Consider the following 17,047-nt stretch of genomic DNA (forward strand, 5'->3'; position numbering starts at 1 on the left):
TTCTATATTCAACAAATAATACAGGAGATATAAATGGAATGAAAACCGGTACTGCCAACCTTCCTCTCCATGGCGGTCAGTGTCCAGCCTGGCTTTTTGGGCACATGAAAAGGCTTTGCCAGACCCTGATCGAGGTGATCATTGAGGAGTGCGGTGTAGACGAAGTCCTGAGGCGCTTGTCGGATCCCTTCTGGTTTCAGGCCCTGGGGTGCGTAGCAGGCTTCGATTGGCATTCTTCCGGGCTTACTACTACGGTATGCGCAGCTATCAAAGAAGGTCTGCAGCAAATCGGCCCGGCAGCCGGGCTGTTCTGCTCAGGAGGCAAAGGAAGGACTGCCCGCCAAACCCCCGCTGAGATTCGCAGACTGGCTGACCGGCATCCTCTGGCAATCGATGCCGAACAGTTGGTTTATGCCAGCAAGATGGCGGCCAAGATTGATAGTTCGGCAGTACAGGACGGCTTTCAAATCTATCACCACTTTTTTGTTTTCAACTGGGAGGGCCGCTGGACAGTTATTCAACAGGGCATGAACCAGTCCATAAGAGAGGCCCGGCGTTATCACTGGCTGAGCGCTCAAATGCAGTGTTTTACCGAGGAGCCACAGGCAGCGGTCTGTGGTGACAGTACGGTCGAGACCCTTAATCTGGTTTCTCAGGAGAATCAATCACTTAACCGTTTGTGTGCCGACCTGAGCCGCGAGGCCCCGCATCTTTTAATACAGGAATTTAAGTCGATAATCAGCCGCTCCCGCAGCATCAATCTGCCCAACCGGCACAGTATCCCATCTACGGCTTATCTAAATAAGGCCATACAAGCAGCCTACGAAATGCAGCCCCAAAATTTCGAACAGCTCTTACAGGTGCCAGGGGTGGGAGGTTCCACTCTGCGCGCGCTGTGCCTGGTAGCTGAAGTAGCCTATGGAGCCAGGCCCAGCTATACGGATCCGGTCCGCTATGCCTTCGCTCACGGCGGTAAGGACGGCTTCCCCTTTCCGGTCAACCAGGATGACATTGCCAATTCGTACCAGACACTGCGGAGAGCCTTACTCAAGGCCAAACAGGGCCGGCGGGAACAACTTCATGCCTTGCGCAACCTGGCGGCCTGGCATAGCGAAATGGTACAGGTAAAGGCCACCCCTCAATCGCGGGAACGCGCTCCTTTGCAGCCCGGCAACCGCTCCAATCAGCTCGCCCCAATGATTCAGCCCGGGCTGTTCTGATATCCATTCAAAACTAACCAGACCGTAAGCATCTGCCGGATAATAGCATATCATCATGATTTTAGGGGATTAACCGGGATTGACATTTGGATTGGCAATCAAGTATATAAAACCTGGGCTAAATATGGAGCAGCAGTTTATTATTGGTACCATTTCCATTACAATAAATCCAATGGTGTCTTATTTTGTCGCAAACAGCAAGTCAGAGAGGAGACACATGAGTATGACAGCAGGTTCTGAACAGCATCAAGTGCTGGTGGTCGCCTCTGGTAAAGGCGGGGTTGGCAAAACCACTACAGTTGCCAATGTCAGCTGCGCCCTAGCCAGGATGGGACTCCGGGTTGCGGTCGTCGATCTGGATATCGGCCTGAAAAAACTTGATTTAATTATGGGATTAGAGAATCGTGTGATTTATGATATCGTCCAGGTTATTGAAGGGGAGTGTACATTAAAGCAGGCTCTGGTCAAGGATAAGCGCTTTCCGGGTCTGTATATGCTGCCGGCGGCACAGACCCGCAACAAAGATGATATCTCCCCGGACCAGGTTAAAGGGGTTTGCTCCCAGCTCAAAGAAGAATTCGATTATGTCCTGGTGGACTGTCCGGCCGGGATCGAGCAGGGTTTTCGCAATGCCATTGCCGCTGCGGACCGGGCTATAGTGGTCACCAACCCGGAGGTTTCCGCAGTGCGTGATGCGGATCGGATCATCGGCATGCTGGAGTCGAATGGTTTTCAGGATATTAAACTGATTGTCAACCGGGTGCACTGGGATATGGTTAGAAACGGGGATATGTTGAGTATAGAGGACGTGGCCGAGCATCTTTACGTGGATCTTATCGGAGTTATTCCCGAAGATCAATATGTGGTGGTTTCTACCAATAAAGGCGAACCGATAGTCCTAAATGACAAATCCAGGGCAGGAGCAGCTTTTGACAATGTGGCCAGACGTATTGTCGGTGAAGAGGTTCCCATACTCCCCCCGCAGGAACCGTCTTGGTGGGGCCGCATCAAAAATTTCAGCCGTGGCATATTCTCCGGTCACTAAGGAGGGAAGGTTGTGCTAGGTATATTCGAAAGGCTATTTAACCGCTCCGGTGCTTCCAGCCGCGCTCAGGCCAATCAACGCCTTCAGGTGGTTTTGGCGCAGGATCGTTGCGCTGCTTCGGCGGATATGCTTCAAATCATCGGCAATGATGTAGCCCGGGTGGTGAGAAAGCACCTGGAAATCTCAGGGGAACCGCGGATTCACATGCTGCGCCAGGGACGCCAGACCGTGATCGATATAAACATCACCGTAAAAGCGAGGTAGTTAAGTGGATCCACTTACCATAAAGGGTCTGAATAATACCTTGATCCTGGTATTTAACAAGGATCAAGGCTATGAACAGTATTGCCAATACTTAAAAAAGCGCCTGGAGTCAAATCCCAAGTTATTCTGGGGCTCACCGGTGGTCTTTAAAGGGCCGGGGTTAAAAACTCTGGCCTACAATGACCTCATCGAACTTCAGAAGCTGTGCCTGGATCATGGTATGGTTTTAGACAACATGCACAACTCCGCAGCCGCGCCGGTTCAGCGCGATGTATTTCTGCGCCGTCATATTCGCAGCGGGCAAACTGTACATGCCGACGGTTCAATAGTGGTATGGGGCGATGTTCACGAAGGGGCCGAGCTTTACGCAGGTTTGGACATCGTGGTCCTGGGAAAACTGACGGGCATCGCCCATGCCGGCTGTTTCGGCAATACGGCCGGCATCATATTTACTCTGGAATTGGCCGCCCGACAAATCCGCATTGCCCAGATCAACGCGGCCTTTGAGGGCCCGCCGGGTTCCGGCCCTACAGTAGCCTTTATCCAACAGGGAGCTATACATACCAAAAGCTATCGTACCAAGGAACAGGTGCAGCTGTCCTTTACATCCAACGCCTGAAAATCCGTCAATCCGGCCCCGGATTCGAATGGCCTTTTCTTGTTTTCATCTCCTTAGAAAGGTTTTTCGAAATGTTCGGGGTTTTCCCGCTGAGGCCGGCCCATACGTCAAAAGACCTTGCTTGGGGACGCAAATGAGTAAGGGGGACGCTTCTTTCGACTCATTCGCGATTCAAAAGAACATCCCCCTGATCCAAACCGTTCCGCTATGCGTCTTAATGATTTACAAAACCAACCGGGTTGCAGAGTACCCCTTCTTTAGCGCTTGATAATAATCGTCGAAAGGCTCCACATCACCTTTCATTGTCTTAGTCCCCAAAACAGTACCCAGAGGATCCAATTCATTCATTATTTTGATCTGCTCCTCTGTCGGAGGTTCCAATACCGTTAACTGCGGGGATACTTTCAAGTCCCAATCGATCAGTTCTTTAATCTCTTTTATCGTCTCCCCTGGATAGATGGCGTCCAAATACATTTCTTTGCTTACCTCATCAAATTTAAACAAGCCGCGGTCGGTCACAACTGCAACCGGCCCTCCTCCCAGGAGGCCCGCCTTTTTCCTTGAATCATAACCGGTTAAGTGCCCCGGACTGGTGTTAAAGTCTATCTTCTCTACAAACTTGCCTTTCTGCAATCGCATCACAATGACCGTGCGCGGGGCCGAAGAAGCAATATCATTGGCGCCGCCGCTCCCCGGCAGCCTGACCTTGGGGTGATCGTAACTGCCGTCTTTGCCAAATATGGTGGTGGTGTTTAAATTACCGTATTTATCACATTCCGCTCCGCCGATAATTCCTACCGTAACAAAACCGCGCTGCAAGTCACTGAAAATCCGGTTCATGGAACCGGCAACCAATGCGTTGTCGGTGGTGGGGGAATCCGATATCGTCCAGGGCATGCGGCGGGTCTTGGCTCCAACTCCGCCGCCTTCATAGGCCAGGATCACATCCGGCGCATGGGTTGCGGACGCAACTGCTCCTGCCATCAGCGGAATGCCCACCCCTACGAAGGCCACATCGTCATTGCGAATTTGTTTGGCGCAAACAACCGCCATCATTTCCGAGGCTGAATATTTCTCAGCGTATTTCATTACAATACTCCCTCCCTCGTCCGAGCAATAATCTCCGGTATCATGCAGTTGTCCTGTTCCATTTCCTGGAGTTTGGCCAGGCGTTCACGCCCTACTTTTTCCAGGTATTGTTCATGGTTGTCTATACTGTAAACCCATTCATCCAGCCACTGTAAAACGCCTTCCCTGCTTTTGGAAGCCTTAATGAATTCCTGGCGGAAGGGATTATCCATCCAATAGTAGCCGGTAACAGACAGCGGGTGGCAGCCAAATGGCACTTCCACCACTGCGGACACAGCATACTCCGGTATCACGGTCATGTTGGGGAGCTTGCGAATCTCGCTGGTGGGCACAATCTCTTCACAAGTTATGACCACATTTTTGGAGGCTTTGGCGGCAAAATCGTCGTTGCCCAACATCCCCCATATCTGACAGTTGCCGGCCATGTCGGAGCGTTGCACATGAATAAAGGTAACGTCAGGTGTAGCGGCCGGCACCAGGGCTATCGGACCAGTACCGTATGGGTCGTCTATGACTTTTATGTCCGGATTATATTTAATAATGTCGCTTCCCAGGAGCGACTTGGTGGGGAAAAACGGGAGTCCCATAGCTCCGGCCATCAGGCGCAGCCCGGCGCTATAGTTGGAGTAAGGTATCATTTCGATATGATTGGGAATCCCTTCCTCAACTGCGCGACGGATATTGTAACCCTGCCCGACTACCCCGATCCAAATATAGGCTGCTTCGATGCGGCTGAAACATCCGGCTGCGACCAGCAGCTCAATGGGATCAGTAGTGGTGTCGGTGATATAGGTCATGTTCTTGCGGCCCTGCCTGATGATTTCATGGGCGACAGCCAGTGGTTCGCGGGCGCATATACTGGCTATGTTGACCGAACAACCGTCAAAAACATACTTGCTGACTGCTTCTTTTAAAGTCATCCGTTTATCTATCAATTGCTATTCCTCCTCGGCAAATACAAATATTCCACCTCTAATAACCCATATCTCTGGCAATAACATATTAAGCAATAACTATGCCACCCTACCTATAATCGGGGTTGTTTTGCAGCAATTTCCCGGCTTGCACAGCCCTGCAGCCCGCTCTTCGCCGTATGAATGCATTTCGATATCGAAATTTAGGGAATCTTGGGCCCCATTCAACCGCTATAGGTTTCATGCCGACGCGTTGAGGTGATACTCCTTTTTTCACATATCCAGCCTTATAGGGAGGAGATCGATTGTATTGCTGTCTTTACAGGTGTCAATATATCCGGACGTTATTTCCCTTCAAACCACTTCACCAATATGCCCTTTGGGGCTGCATTTGATTCCGCAGCGTGTACCGCAGGAAAGCCTAAACGCAGCCTGTCTTGCCCTGTCGCTTTATGAATCTCTTGTTATCAGGCGGGATTATTATATAAAAGCAGGGATAAGCGTTATTAACGCATGTGGCTCCGGATGGATGCCGGTTCGAAGGGAACACCATGTACCTTAATAACATTCGATATGCCAACCCGAGGCTTAGTGATGCTGAGGGTGCAACCAGGAAGAGGGAGATTTAGAATAAAGCAGCGACGCATAAAGCTTTGCGGAGGTCAGTCCCTGATGTTGACAGAAGCTGTTTTATAGTCAACGGTCAGGGCCAGACCCTCACCATTACTCAGCCATAAACATGGCTATGTCGTCATCAACCGTAGTAATACCTTTAATCCCGAACTCTTCAGTAAGTATTTGGGCAACATTTCGAGATAGAAAGGCCGGCAATGTAGGACCCTGGTGAATATTTTTCACGCCCAGGTACAATAAGGCTAACAGTACCGTGACCGTTTTTTGCTCAAACCAGGCGATATTATAAACAAAGGGAAGCTTATTTATATCGTCCAGCCCCATGATAGCCTGGAGTTTCAATGCCAAAACCATTAATGAATAACTATCATTCAATTGCCCCGCATCCAGTACTCTGGGTAAACCTGCAGCATTGCCTAATTCCAGTTTGTTAAAACGATATTTGGCACACCCCGCAGTTAAGATTACCGTGTCCCCGGGAAGCTTACGGGCAAATTCGGTATAATATCGTCTTGACTTCAATAAGCCGTCCCAACCGGGCATAAAGAAGACTTTCTTTATGGTTCCGGAGTCGATAGCATCAGCCAGTCGATTGGCCAGGGCAGCCAATTGATGGCGCGCATAACCGCCTTCTATGCTTCCGGACTGAATCTCCTCAGGCCCGGGAAGGGTTTTAGCCAGCTCGATTAAGGAGGAGAAATCCTTTTTCCCGCCGACATCGGGCACGATATGAGCACACCCCGGGAAGCCCGAAAAACCGGTTGTAAATACTCTGGTTTTAAGTTCTTCCTGCTTTAGAGGCATAATGCAGTTAGAATTAAACAGGATCGGTCCATGAAAAGATTTAAACTCTCCCGCCTGCGTACACCATGAGTTGCCATAGTTTCCTGCCAAATTGTCACAGGTTTTGAAGGCAGGATAATGATGGGCTGCCAGCATGTCGCCATGGGTGTAGACATCAACACCTGTTCCCCTGGTCTGCTCAAGCAATTGTTCCAGATCGGTCAAGTCATCTCCAGATATCAATATGGCCGGATGATTTCGCACCCCGATATTAACCCGGGTTATTTCCGGATGGCCGTATTTTGCTGTGTATGCCTGATCCACGAGGGCCATCGCTTTCAAGCCATATTCTCCGCTCTTTAAAGCCAGCGCAACCAGGTCGTCGCTTGAAATACAGTCGTCCAGCGTAGCAGCCAGGGCTTCGTAAATAAAGGCATAGATTTGAAAGTCCTCTTTTCCAGCATGTAAAGCCTGGTCCAGATAAGCTGCCATCCCTTTTACGGCATATATGATGGTTTCTCTTAAGGAGCGTAAATCCTCATCTTTGGTGGCCAATACACCAACCAGGCGAGCTTTATATAGCATGTGCTCTTTGGCATACAGCCTGGACCCGCCGGGGTTGATTTCAAATATGGCGGCGTCATGGAGAGCAGTCGCGTCGGCCCCTTGTCTTAATTTATTTCTTAAAGACATCATTTCTTTTATCTGTTTTTCAATTGCCGCACCATCAAAATTGGCGTTGGTTAGAGTCATGGAAAGACTGCGTAAAACTTGAAGATTTATTTCCGGAATATTGCCAATATCGATCTTTCCCTTGACTACAATCTGCGCGATTCCCTTAATGGCGTAAACCAGCAAATCTTGCAGCCGGGCGATCTGATCGTCCTTGCCGCATAGGCCCCGAATAGTACAGCCTGCATTTTTAGCAGCCTCCTGGCATTGATAACAAAACATGCTTTGGGTCCACTCCGAGGTATTAACATTGGATATGCTGCCGCCCGGCCTGCACAGGCGCAACTTTCACTGGCATTCGTAACACTTTATAGACATAGCCATCCTCCTTAATAATGCAACCTAATGATTACGATCATAGATTAATCGGCTAAAAACCTGGTTCGAGCCAAATACTCTAAAAAATCAAAAACTATGGAACGTTATACAACCTCTAACAGTCCATAGTTATTGAATTTTTATTCAGTATGATATGATGCCGGCCGCTCTTATTACCTTTAGTTGTCTAATTCGCCGGTTTGCTCTCAAAAAACGGATCTATCTTGACCGGTTTAATTAAGGTGTCGGACTGAATCTTTATTGCTGCAAATGTTATTCAGATTCAGCCCCGGCATTAATCAACAAACTTAAGGCTTATCCCAATCCAGTGCCTTTTAATTTGTCATAAAATGTGGAGCGGCTGATGCCTAGCATTTTAGCAGCTTTAGTTTTGTTCCCGTTGCACTTTATTAAAGCTTTTTCAACGATCTTCTTCTCTTCTACCAGAATGGTGTTGCGATAATCATCTTCAACAAAAGGACTGTGAATATCTTGATCGTCAGTAAAAAGATCTGAAGGCAATTGATTGGGTTCAATGACAGCCCCGACATGCAAGTTCATGATTCTTTCAATGCAATTTTCCAGTTGTCTGACATTTCCAGGCCAGGAATACTCGGTGATAACCTTCAGGGCCTCCGACGAAAATGTCTTTTCCGGAATTCCCAGTTCCGAACTAAAGTGAGTAATAAAAGCTTTGGCTAACGGAAGGATATCGTCCTTTCTTTCCCGGAGCGGGGGTATCTCCAACGTAATAACATTCAGGCGGTAATAAAGGTCCTCTCTGAATTTACCCTCCGCAATCAATTGACGCAAATTCTTGTTGGTTGCGGCAATAATTCGCATATCAACTCTTTTGGACTCGGTCCCGCCGACTCTTTCTATTACTTTATCTTGTAACACGCGCAGTAATTTGGCCTGCATGGAGAGCGGCATATCGCCTATCTCGTCCAAAAAAAGCGTGCCTTTGTCTGCCAGTTCAAATTTTCCGGGTTTTCCGCCTTTTTTAGCCCCCGAAAAAGCCCCGTAGTCATAACCGAACAATTCTGATTCCAGAAGATTATCGGGAATTGCGGCGCAATTAACTTTAATAAACGGCTCATTTCTGCGTTGGCTAAGATGATGAACGGCATGGGCAAATAATTCTTTGCCGGTTCCGCTTTCACCGATGATAAGCACAGTAGCACTGCTATGAGCAGCTCTGCGGGCAATTACTTTGAGTTCATTAAACCTGTCATTCCAGGACAAAATATTTTCCAAAGCATATGACCCGCTATTGGATTTTTCTAATTCTTTTTTATAATGCTCTACCTTGCCTTCCAGCAATCTAAGCCTTCTGATCAATTCTTCGATCTCTTTCCGGCTCTGAAAAGAAATCTTCTGAATTGCGCCGACAGACTCCCCTTGATCGTTTATTACAGGAGCGCAAGATACAATCATCTTCTGATCACGGATGACCTGAATCCCATCAAAGCCTGCTTGCCCGGTTCCGGCAATCTCGTGTAAAGTTGTGTTTTCCATCAATTCGGTTATATGCTTGCCGATAACTTCATCACCGTCAACATTGAAAAAAGCAGCCAGTTTTTCGTTTATTAATGTTACGCGTCCTTTTTTGTCTACAATTACGATCCCCAGATAAACTATCTCAACCAGCGTCAGTAAAGTTTGTTCGACATCCTCGGTACAGATACGAGATTTCATATATTCTAATCCTCCTCTCGAGAATACGCACATATATCATCCCTGTAATGTACTTGCTAAGTTGAACTAGCAGTAATAGCCTGTTATCTTCCGAATCCGCCGCCATCCACGGGCAAAACCGCACCGGTGGTGAAGCTGGAGGCTTCGGAGGCAAAGTAAAGCGCCGCTCCGATTATTTCGTCCGGTCTTCCGCCCCGCTGAAGGGCCAGGGTATTTTCAAATTTCTTGTTTACCGCTTCCATATCCCATGCCTTGGAAATATCGGTTAAAAAGGGTCCCGGCATAATGGAATTGACCCGTACTTTGGGCCCGTAGGCTATGGCGAAAGCACCGGTGAGCGCGTTCAGGCCGGCCTTGGCAGCGGCATAAGGAGTCTCTTTGGGTGTGGGTCTGACTGCCGCGACACTGCTGATGTTTATAATCGACCCGCCTTCGCCTTCGGCCATGCGGCTTCCCACCAATGCGCAGAGTCTAAACGGTCCTTTCAAATTAACGCCCATAACATTGTCCCAATACTCCTCGCTTACGTTAACCAGAGAGTCATAAAGCGGGGACATGCCAGCGTTATTCACCAGCACGTCTACTTTGCCGAAGTGCTTGTACGCAGTATCGACAAGATCATTGATCTGATCCCAGCGTCCAACGTGGCAGGCACATGAAAGGGCCGGCCGGCCAAGTGCTTCAACCTCAGCAACTACTTGCGATGCGGCCTTTTGGTCGCGCTCCGAGTTACGGTCAACTACTATTATGTCAGCTCCGGCTCTGGCAAAGGCCAGGGCCATTTCCCGTCCCAGGCCCCGTCCGCTGCCTGTGATCATTGCCACCTTGCCAGCTAGTGAAAATATTTCCTCCGGCGACTTCATTCAACTACCTCCTAGATATGTTTAAATTATACTACAACTGTAGGCTGTTAAATATATATTTCGACAAAATGCGACGAGATTCATAAGCCCCTCATGTTCAACTCTACTGAGATTTAAAACTCCAGCCCGGGGCCTCAAAGGGAATATGATAAGAGCACATTATCATATTCCCTTCAGGCTATTAATTATTTGCTTATTTTGAACTGAGGCTTGCTTATCTTATCGTCAACATGTTCGAAAACAACATCCATTTCCATGCCGATACTGAGATCTTCCGGCTCACAGTCAACGACGTTGGCGATAAACCGGACACCGGGAGCATCATCTATTTCTATACAGGCGACGATAAAAGGTATTTTTTCTTTAAATTCAGGAAAAAAGGCCTTATGAACCACGGTCCAGCTGTACAATTTGCCTTTGGGCGAGACTTTGGCCCATTCAAATTCGCCTTCACAGTCAGGGCAGATGATGGTTGGATACCACTGCCAGCCGCCGCAATTTTTACAGCGGGGAAATTTCAATTCCTCATTACGGCAGCCTTCCCAAAATGGAACTAAAACCGGCCACTCAATGTCAGGCAAAAGGAAATTCTCTTTATCCATGCTTAATTACCCCCTAGAATCAATGTACCCTGGAACCATCCTCCAAAACCTGACACCAGAGAAACTTCCGCGTCTTTTACCTGAGCCAATCCAGCCTCACCTCGCAGTTGTTTCACGGCCTCTATGACGTGGGCCATTCCGTACATATAACCCTGGGATAATAATCCTCCATGGGTATTGAGAGGCAGCTTCCCGTCAAGGGATATGACTTCTCCGTTGCCAATAAAACGGGCGCCTTCTCCCTTCGGGCAAAATCCCAGGTCTTCAAGTTGGAGTATGACATTGATGGTAAAGGAATCGTAGATTTCCAGAACATCGATATCATCATGGGTAACCCCCGCCTGCGCAAAAGCGCTCGGAGCCGTCTGTGCCGCCGAAGTCGTCAGCGGGTCTGGAGTCTGCGTAAAGAAAAACGGGCTGGCCGGGTTTAGCCCCGCCGCAGCAATACCTAGCACTGTAGCGGCAGGACGCGCCAGATCTCTGGCCCTCTCTTCGGTGGTTAAGATCAGGGCAGCTGCACCGTCGGTCATTACACAGCAGTCAAAGAGGCGTAATGGTTCGGCCAGCAGCGGTGAGCGGAAATAATCTTCCACGGTCATAGGTTTTCTCATCTGGGCATTGCCGTTGAGAATCGCATGTTTGCGGGTGTTCACCGCTATCGCTGCCTGTTGGTTCTCAATGTTTCCATACAGCTTCTGGTAACGGTTCGCTATTGAACCGAAATATACCGGCTGCGGGAAAAACCCGAAGGGCATTTCACAATTTCTTTTATAAAGGTCTTCTTGATGTATTCCCCGGGGTGAGGATTTTTCGGGTTCTGACACCTGATTGGCGCCTATATAAAGGAGGACGTAATTGGCCTTTCCGGTCTGCAAAGCCAGTTGGGCCAGTTCAATGGCATTTACCACGCCGGCACCGGCATCCATGCCTGCAATGGCTCTAAATCTCAGATTGGCATGAGTATAGAACTCAAACTCGTTAATATGAAGCTCAGTCCGGATTCTGGGTAAGACGACCCCATCAATATCCGACATCTTTAGCCCGGCATCATGTACTGCCCGGTACGAAGCCTGGAGAAGAATCTCTGTGGACGTCATGCCGGAATTACTGGAATAAGTTGTCTCCCCGACGCCAACTATGGCTGTTCTTGGGTTCATATCGTTAACCTCCAATGGTTTTACTGCCCTGGCTCAATTATTACACCAATGGATCATAGGGGAAAACATCAGCGGAAATCTCCAGCGGATAGAAGCTATTCTTGACCGCGGGTACGAATATTTCGCCTATAGTCTCCGGGGTCCAGCCGTTATCCAGGTGCATATTGCGAATGGGACGAATTTGCGAGAACAGGGTAATTTCATTGCCTCTGACTCCAAATATCTGGGCGTTCACTTCCTGAGCCTGGTCACTGGCCAGATATACTACCAGCGGCGCAATCTTGTCAGGAGTCATGCGTTTGAACTTCTCAACCCGGGCTTGTTTGGCAGGATCATCGGTCTCAATGGTGCCCACCAGCCGGGTATAGGCAAAGGGACAAATCAAATTGGCAGTCACATTGAATCTTTCCAGATCCAGGGCGGTATTCTTGGTTAACCCGACGATACCCGCTTTAGCAGTTCCGTAATTAACCTGACCTACCTGGCCGATTAAACCGGTGGTTGAGGTAAAGTTGATGAAACGGCCCGACTTCTGTTCTTTCATATGGGGCGCAGCAGCTCTGGTCATTGACCATGCGCCTTTGATATGCACTCCTATGACGGCGTCAAATTCTTCCTCGCTCATTTTGAAGAGGATGCGGTCCCGGAGAATTCCGGCATTGTTAACTACAATATCAATTCTGCCGAAGTTCTTAACTGCGTCTTCTATGATCTTTTCAGCTGCCGACAGCGAAGCAACAGACTCAAAGTTGGCTATTGCCTGACCCCCTGCAGCTCTGATTTCCTGGGCGACTTCTTCGGCGACCATCTGGTCTACGCCTTGACCGGTAGTGTTTCCGCCCGGATCATTAACAACTACCTTGGCTCCATATTTGCCAAGAAGCAGGGCAATTTCTCTGCCTATGCCCCTGCCGGCACCGGTAACTACAGCTACCTTATCTTTAACCATTACATTTACCTCCCGAAATTCTAATACTTAGTTGCCATCAAATCTTCCAGCCTCATATCCCCGGTATAAAGCACCGATGTCATCATCCAATTCCAGTTGATATATAATAAATGCTCAAACCAATACTTCCATAAATACAATATATATTGCTGCCGGCTTCATCAGGCATTAGATGAAAGACATCGGATGCTTATTCCCGGGAGTAGGTCATAGTCAATTTCATATATGACTAAATTACCGGTTAACTAAAAAAATCACACGATTTTGGCTTCCGCCGCCTTGATAAAGGGCGCCATTTTGCCAAGTTCAACCTTGCCGTTGGAATTGATGGGGAAATCTTCAAATGGCATAATTTCAACCAGGTTGGGAAGCTTAAATCCGGACAGATACTGTCTGCAGAATTCTCTCAATTCCTCACCGGTGATTTTGCCTTCTTCTGTAAGAGCAACAAAGGCTATCGGGGTTTCACCCCATTTAGGATGCTTGGCGCCGACCACAACCGCTTCCTTAACTAATGGATGCATTTTAAGGGCGCGTTCGATTTCCGCGGGATATACGTTTTCGCCGCCGGTTTTAATCATATATTTAACCCGGGTAACAAAATCCAGAGTTCCGTCAGGATTGCGTCTTAAACAGTCTCCAGTGTGGAACCAGCCATCATAGAAAACCTTTTCATTTTCTACCGGGTTGTCCCAGTAACCACTGAACATCATCGGCGTGCGAATAACCAGCTCGCCCACTTCGCCGTCCGGCACCTCGTTGCCGTCGGCGTCGAGAAGGCGAACCTCGCAGGCCAGGCCTTCAGCTTTTGATAATGCGTTGTATTTAGCCCCAATGGGAATAACATTGTTGGAGAAATTATGAGGCCCGATTTCAGTTAAACCATAAGTATTCAAATAAGGTGCGTTCAAAAGGGTGGTCAGTTCTGCCATTTCTTCTACCGGAACCAGGTCGGCCATGGAGCCTACCGCTTTAACGCCAACAATTTTGGCGTCTCTCTTCTTGATCTCTTTAATAAGGCGGTCCAGCATGCCAGGGGCCATAGCCAGCCAACCGATTTTGTTCTTGGTGATTACATCAACATATTTTTCGGCGCTGTAGCCGTCATGGAATATTACTTTACCACCGAAAGAATGGGTGGCAAACATCTGGTCCACTGAAGCTACATGGAAAAAAGCGCCCCGGGCGATAAAATTGTCGTCCTGGTCTACTTTCAAAAGCCGTTGATATTCGGCCATATTGTACATGACTCTCATTACTGACGAGCGCTGGGAAATGGTTGCGCCTTTAGGTCTGCCAGTTGTGCCCGAGGTGTAAACGATAAAATAGGCGTCTTCTTCGTGCAGTTCGATGCCGGGTTCTTTGGTGTCTCCCTCTTCAAGGAGTTTGGGGTACTCATAGGTTGGTAATGAAGTGAAACCGGTTTCCCCCATATCATCCAACAGAATGATCCTCTTAACAAAAGGCATGTTGGGCAGGATGTTCTTAAACTTTTCAAAATATGGCTTCGCAACAATAATGGTCTCCGGTGTGATAACCTCGATGGCTTCCTGCAATTCCAATTCAGTATAACGGTCGTTGCAGAATCCGATAATCCCGCCGATTTTTGCTACCGCGTACATAATCTGAGCACATTCCACCCGATTGCCCGACAGGGCGGATATGCGCTGACCGCGTTTAATGCCGATCTTGTCCATACTGTTGGCTAATCTGTTAACATCCTCGTTCAATTCTTTGAAGGTCCATTCCCGGCCTTCCCACTCAACCGCTATACGGTCTGGTGTTAACTTGGCCTTTTTCTTAATAATGTCGCCAACAAATTTCTGTTTAGCCTGCCACATCTTTTCTTTGATTGGCCCGGGATCAAAGTTAGGTTGTAAACTCATATATCGTTCCTCCTCTGCCACATGCCCGAGGCATATGGGTTTTCTTCACCTGGCGTTACAAAGTCCTGGAATTAAATCGTACGATTAAATTGTACCCATTGGGCTACAGTTGCTGCGAAAAAGTCAAAACAGAGCTATATATCCCTCCTCACAAATATATTTGGGGGGTTCGGCAACCTTTATCAGTTTTATTAGCAATTATTGTGCCACTAGGATTTTATCGGCTCTGTTCTTAAAAACATTTTTTATCTATTGAAACAAGATCTTGCCAAACAGGCATTGATGCAGCTTTCAAATGGGCGCTTATCAAGCTGTTGGCACTCGTTTTCCTTATATTATTGATCAGCTCTCTCAAGTAAATTCCATCGGTAGGATAGTACTTGTATAATATTGCGGACACTCATCCTACATTCAGGACACATTGGACATTGCCGGGCTTTACCCGGATAATGCAGCAAGATGGGGGAAAAAACCTTTAGGCCCCTCACTCACCCCCCCGTCAACAGGCCAATGTCTGTCAACTTGCTCAAGCCCCTTTCGAGGATCTCCAGCGAAACTGCCACAATCTTATTCCCCGGGCGGGGCCTCGGCCTCATTCAATCTGAGCGTTTCACTCTTCCCGGCGCCAGCCCGCTTTAATACCTCCCTGGCTTGTAAGGCCATAAAACAAGAGGGGTTCCAGCTTAAACCTGAAACCCCTCTTGCTATGACTGGAGGCTGGGATTACTGCTTACATAAGGCCAAGCGCTCTCCAGACCGGAACGCTTGCCCACCAGCCGAGCAGGTTGATGAACAACCAGGCGGTGGCATAAGGCAGCGTCCTTTTTTGGTCGACCATATTCCTGGAGGAGGTTCGCGCCGTAACGTAGACAATGTTTTGGAAATCGAACATAAAGATGTTTCCGGAGATGTAAGTGATCAATACAATGAGCAGCCCGTTCATGCCCGCCGCATTGGCAAGACCTGATAAAACGGCATAGACCACAATTGCGATTGTGAACTGGGATAGGATAAAGAAACGCAATATATAGGTGACCACAACGATAGCCAGGATAAGCAGATAGGTATTGGCAAACAGGGGGCTAAGGATGGGATCAAGGATGCCTTGCAGCCAAACATTGATTTTCAGCGTACCAATCAGGGCGGCTACAGAGAAAATCAAGAGCATGTAAATCAGATCCGACCAGGGAACCGCCGTAGCAACGTCTTCTTTTTTGAACAGCCCGGCGACAGCATAAAGACAAAGGCCGGCGATGGCTATCAGGGAAGCATCCACTTTATGCCAGGTCTGCGTCATCCACCCTAATAAAATCAAGGCTAAAATAATGCCGGCGATTTTTTCATTGGCACTCATGGGGCCCATTTCTTTAAGGACATTTTTGGTATAACCCTTGGTCAGCTGAAGTTCTTTTTCGGGCTTGTAGGCTATCATGATGAAAATGTAGGATAGCACGATCATGGTGAGCAGCCAGGGCAGACAAGTCTGAAACCAGCTTACCCAATTGAAAAAGGCCTGTTGGTCTTTGGGTATTAATCCCAGCAGCATAAAGACGGCGAAAGAACCGCTGTAAAATGCATAACCCAGCAAACCTGCCGAACACCACTGCGCCTGAAATAGCCCGGCCGCGCCTTTGCTGCCCTTTTCATAACCCATCTCGTTGGCCATGGAAGCCGTGAAGGGCGCGAAGATTGACATCTTGGCCAGGGTAGAAGGGATAAGAGGACTAATTACGATACCTGATACGAACAAAGCTGATATCTGCCCCCGGAAAGATTCCGGGAACAAGCTCAAAATAAATAGGGCGATTCTCTTCAGAAGACCGGTTTTGGCCATAACAGCCGCGATCCCGAATGCGGGTATAATCAGCCATATCGATGTTCCTGCAAACGGACCGAAAACGGTGGTGAAAGTACCTACGTTAAAAATTACCAGGAATAAAAGGGCAATCAGGGATATCATCCACTCGGGGAGGGCTCTCAAAACCATGGCCAGCATAGCGCCTATAAAAATACCCATGAAACGCATTGCTGCCGGTCCCAATGTGGGAGGAGGGGTCATCATGCATATATAAAGTCCAATTGCAAAGCTGATTGCGAGCTTAATGATCGCCGGGGTTGTAAGAAGTTTTTCTCTTTGCTCCATATCATTCGCCTTCCCTTAATATATTTTTAAGTAATCGCAGAATTAACATCCTTAACGATTGGTCAAATCAATGACAGGTTTGATGCCCTTTCCTGATCTCATATAATCCAGGGCTTCAGTGGCCTCGTTCAG

General features: G+C 48.3%; 14 protein-coding genes. 4 read left to right on the forward strand and 10 right to left on the reverse strand.

Annotated features, from left to right (window positions below; all coding sequences use genetic code 11):
* The first annotated feature begins 38 nt into the window (after positions 1–38).
* The 4 genes from B3W37_RS13690 (at position 39) to B3W37_RS13705 (ending at position 3,148) form a co-directional block, all read left to right on the forward strand.
* Entirely contained in the window at positions 39–1,220 is a 1,182-nt protein-coding gene (locus B3W37_RS13690) for a DUF763 domain-containing protein (RefSeq protein WP_483170185.1), read from the forward strand.
* Positions 1,221–1,443: 223 nt separating this feature from the next.
* The gene (gene minD / locus B3W37_RS13695; protein ID WP_481037649.1) at positions 1,444–2,265 is read left to right on the forward strand and encodes a septum site-determining protein MinD; all 822 of its coding nucleotides are present in this window, start codon (positions 1,444–1,446) and stop codon (positions 2,263–2,265) included.
* Between the two features lie 12 nt (positions 2,266–2,277).
* Positions 2,278–2,529: a cell division topological specificity factor MinE gene (locus B3W37_RS13700; protein ID WP_481037648.1), complete on the forward strand. Its 252-nt coding sequence runs from the start codon at positions 2,278–2,280 to the stop codon at positions 2,527–2,529.
* 4 nt (positions 2,530–2,533) lie between these two features.
* On the forward strand, positions 2,534–3,148 hold the full coding sequence (locus tag B3W37_RS13705) for a septum site-determining protein MinC (protein ID WP_483170184.1): 615 nt from the start codon (positions 2,534–2,536) through the stop codon (positions 3,146–3,148).
* A 222-nt stretch (positions 3,149–3,370) separates the two neighbouring features.
* Here the strand turns inward: B3W37_RS13705 and B3W37_RS13710 are convergent, their stop codons facing one another.
* From B3W37_RS13710 to B3W37_RS13755, 10 genes are all read right to left on the reverse strand, one after another.
* Complete coding sequence (locus B3W37_RS13710) at positions 3,371–4,237, reverse strand: CoA-transferase subunit beta (protein ID WP_483170182.1); 867 nt, start codon at positions 4,235–4,237, stop codon at positions 3,371–3,373.
* Positions 4,237–5,172 carry a CoA transferase subunit A gene (locus B3W37_RS13715; RefSeq protein ID WP_481037645.1) on the reverse strand — a complete coding sequence of 312 codons (936 nt, stop codon included), beginning with the start codon at positions 5,170–5,172 and terminating at the stop codon, positions 4,237–4,239. Before B3W37_RS13715 ends, B3W37_RS13710 begins: the two co-directional genes overlap by 1 nt.
* A 702-nt stretch (positions 5,173–5,874) precedes the next feature.
* Entirely contained in the window at positions 5,875–7,521 is a 1,647-nt protein-coding gene (gene hcp / locus B3W37_RS13720; protein WP_483176144.1) for a hydroxylamine reductase, read from the reverse strand.
* A gap of 411 nt (positions 7,522–7,932) precedes the next feature.
* Entirely contained in the window at positions 7,933–9,315 is a 1,383-nt protein-coding gene (locus B3W37_RS13725) for a sigma-54 interaction domain-containing protein (protein ID WP_481037643.1), read from the reverse strand.
* An 83-nt stretch (positions 9,316–9,398) separates the two neighbouring features.
* A complete protein-coding gene (locus B3W37_RS13730) occupies positions 9,399–10,178 on the reverse strand; it encodes an SDR family NAD(P)-dependent oxidoreductase (protein WP_483176145.1) in 780 nt (259 codons plus the stop codon).
* A gap of 185 nt (positions 10,179–10,363) precedes the next feature.
* A complete protein-coding gene (locus B3W37_RS13735; RefSeq protein ID WP_481037641.1) occupies positions 10,364–10,780 on the reverse strand; it encodes a Zn-ribbon domain-containing OB-fold protein in 417 nt (138 codons plus the stop codon).
* 2 nt (positions 10,781–10,782) lie between these two features.
* Positions 10,783–11,937: a thiolase family protein gene (locus B3W37_RS13740; protein ID WP_483170179.1), complete on the reverse strand. Its 1,155-nt coding sequence runs from the start codon at positions 11,935–11,937 to the stop codon at positions 10,783–10,785.
* Between the two features lie 40 nt (positions 11,938–11,977).
* Entirely contained in the window at positions 11,978–12,886 is a 909-nt protein-coding gene (locus tag B3W37_RS13745) for an SDR family NAD(P)-dependent oxidoreductase (RefSeq protein ID WP_483170178.1), read from the reverse strand.
* A gap of 254 nt (positions 12,887–13,140) precedes the next feature.
* Positions 13,141–14,772, reverse strand: coding sequence for a class I adenylate-forming enzyme family protein (locus tag B3W37_RS13750; RefSeq protein ID WP_483170177.1), 1,632 nt, complete (start codon positions 14,770–14,772; stop codon positions 13,141–13,143).
* 730 nt (positions 14,773–15,502) lie between these two features.
* Complete coding sequence (locus B3W37_RS13755) at positions 15,503–16,915, reverse strand: SLC13 family permease (protein ID WP_483176146.1); 1,413 nt, start codon at positions 16,913–16,915, stop codon at positions 15,503–15,505.
* Between the last annotated feature and the right edge of the window lie 132 nt (positions 16,916–17,047).

Source organism: Syntrophomonas sp. UBA5494, assembly GCF_002426325.1.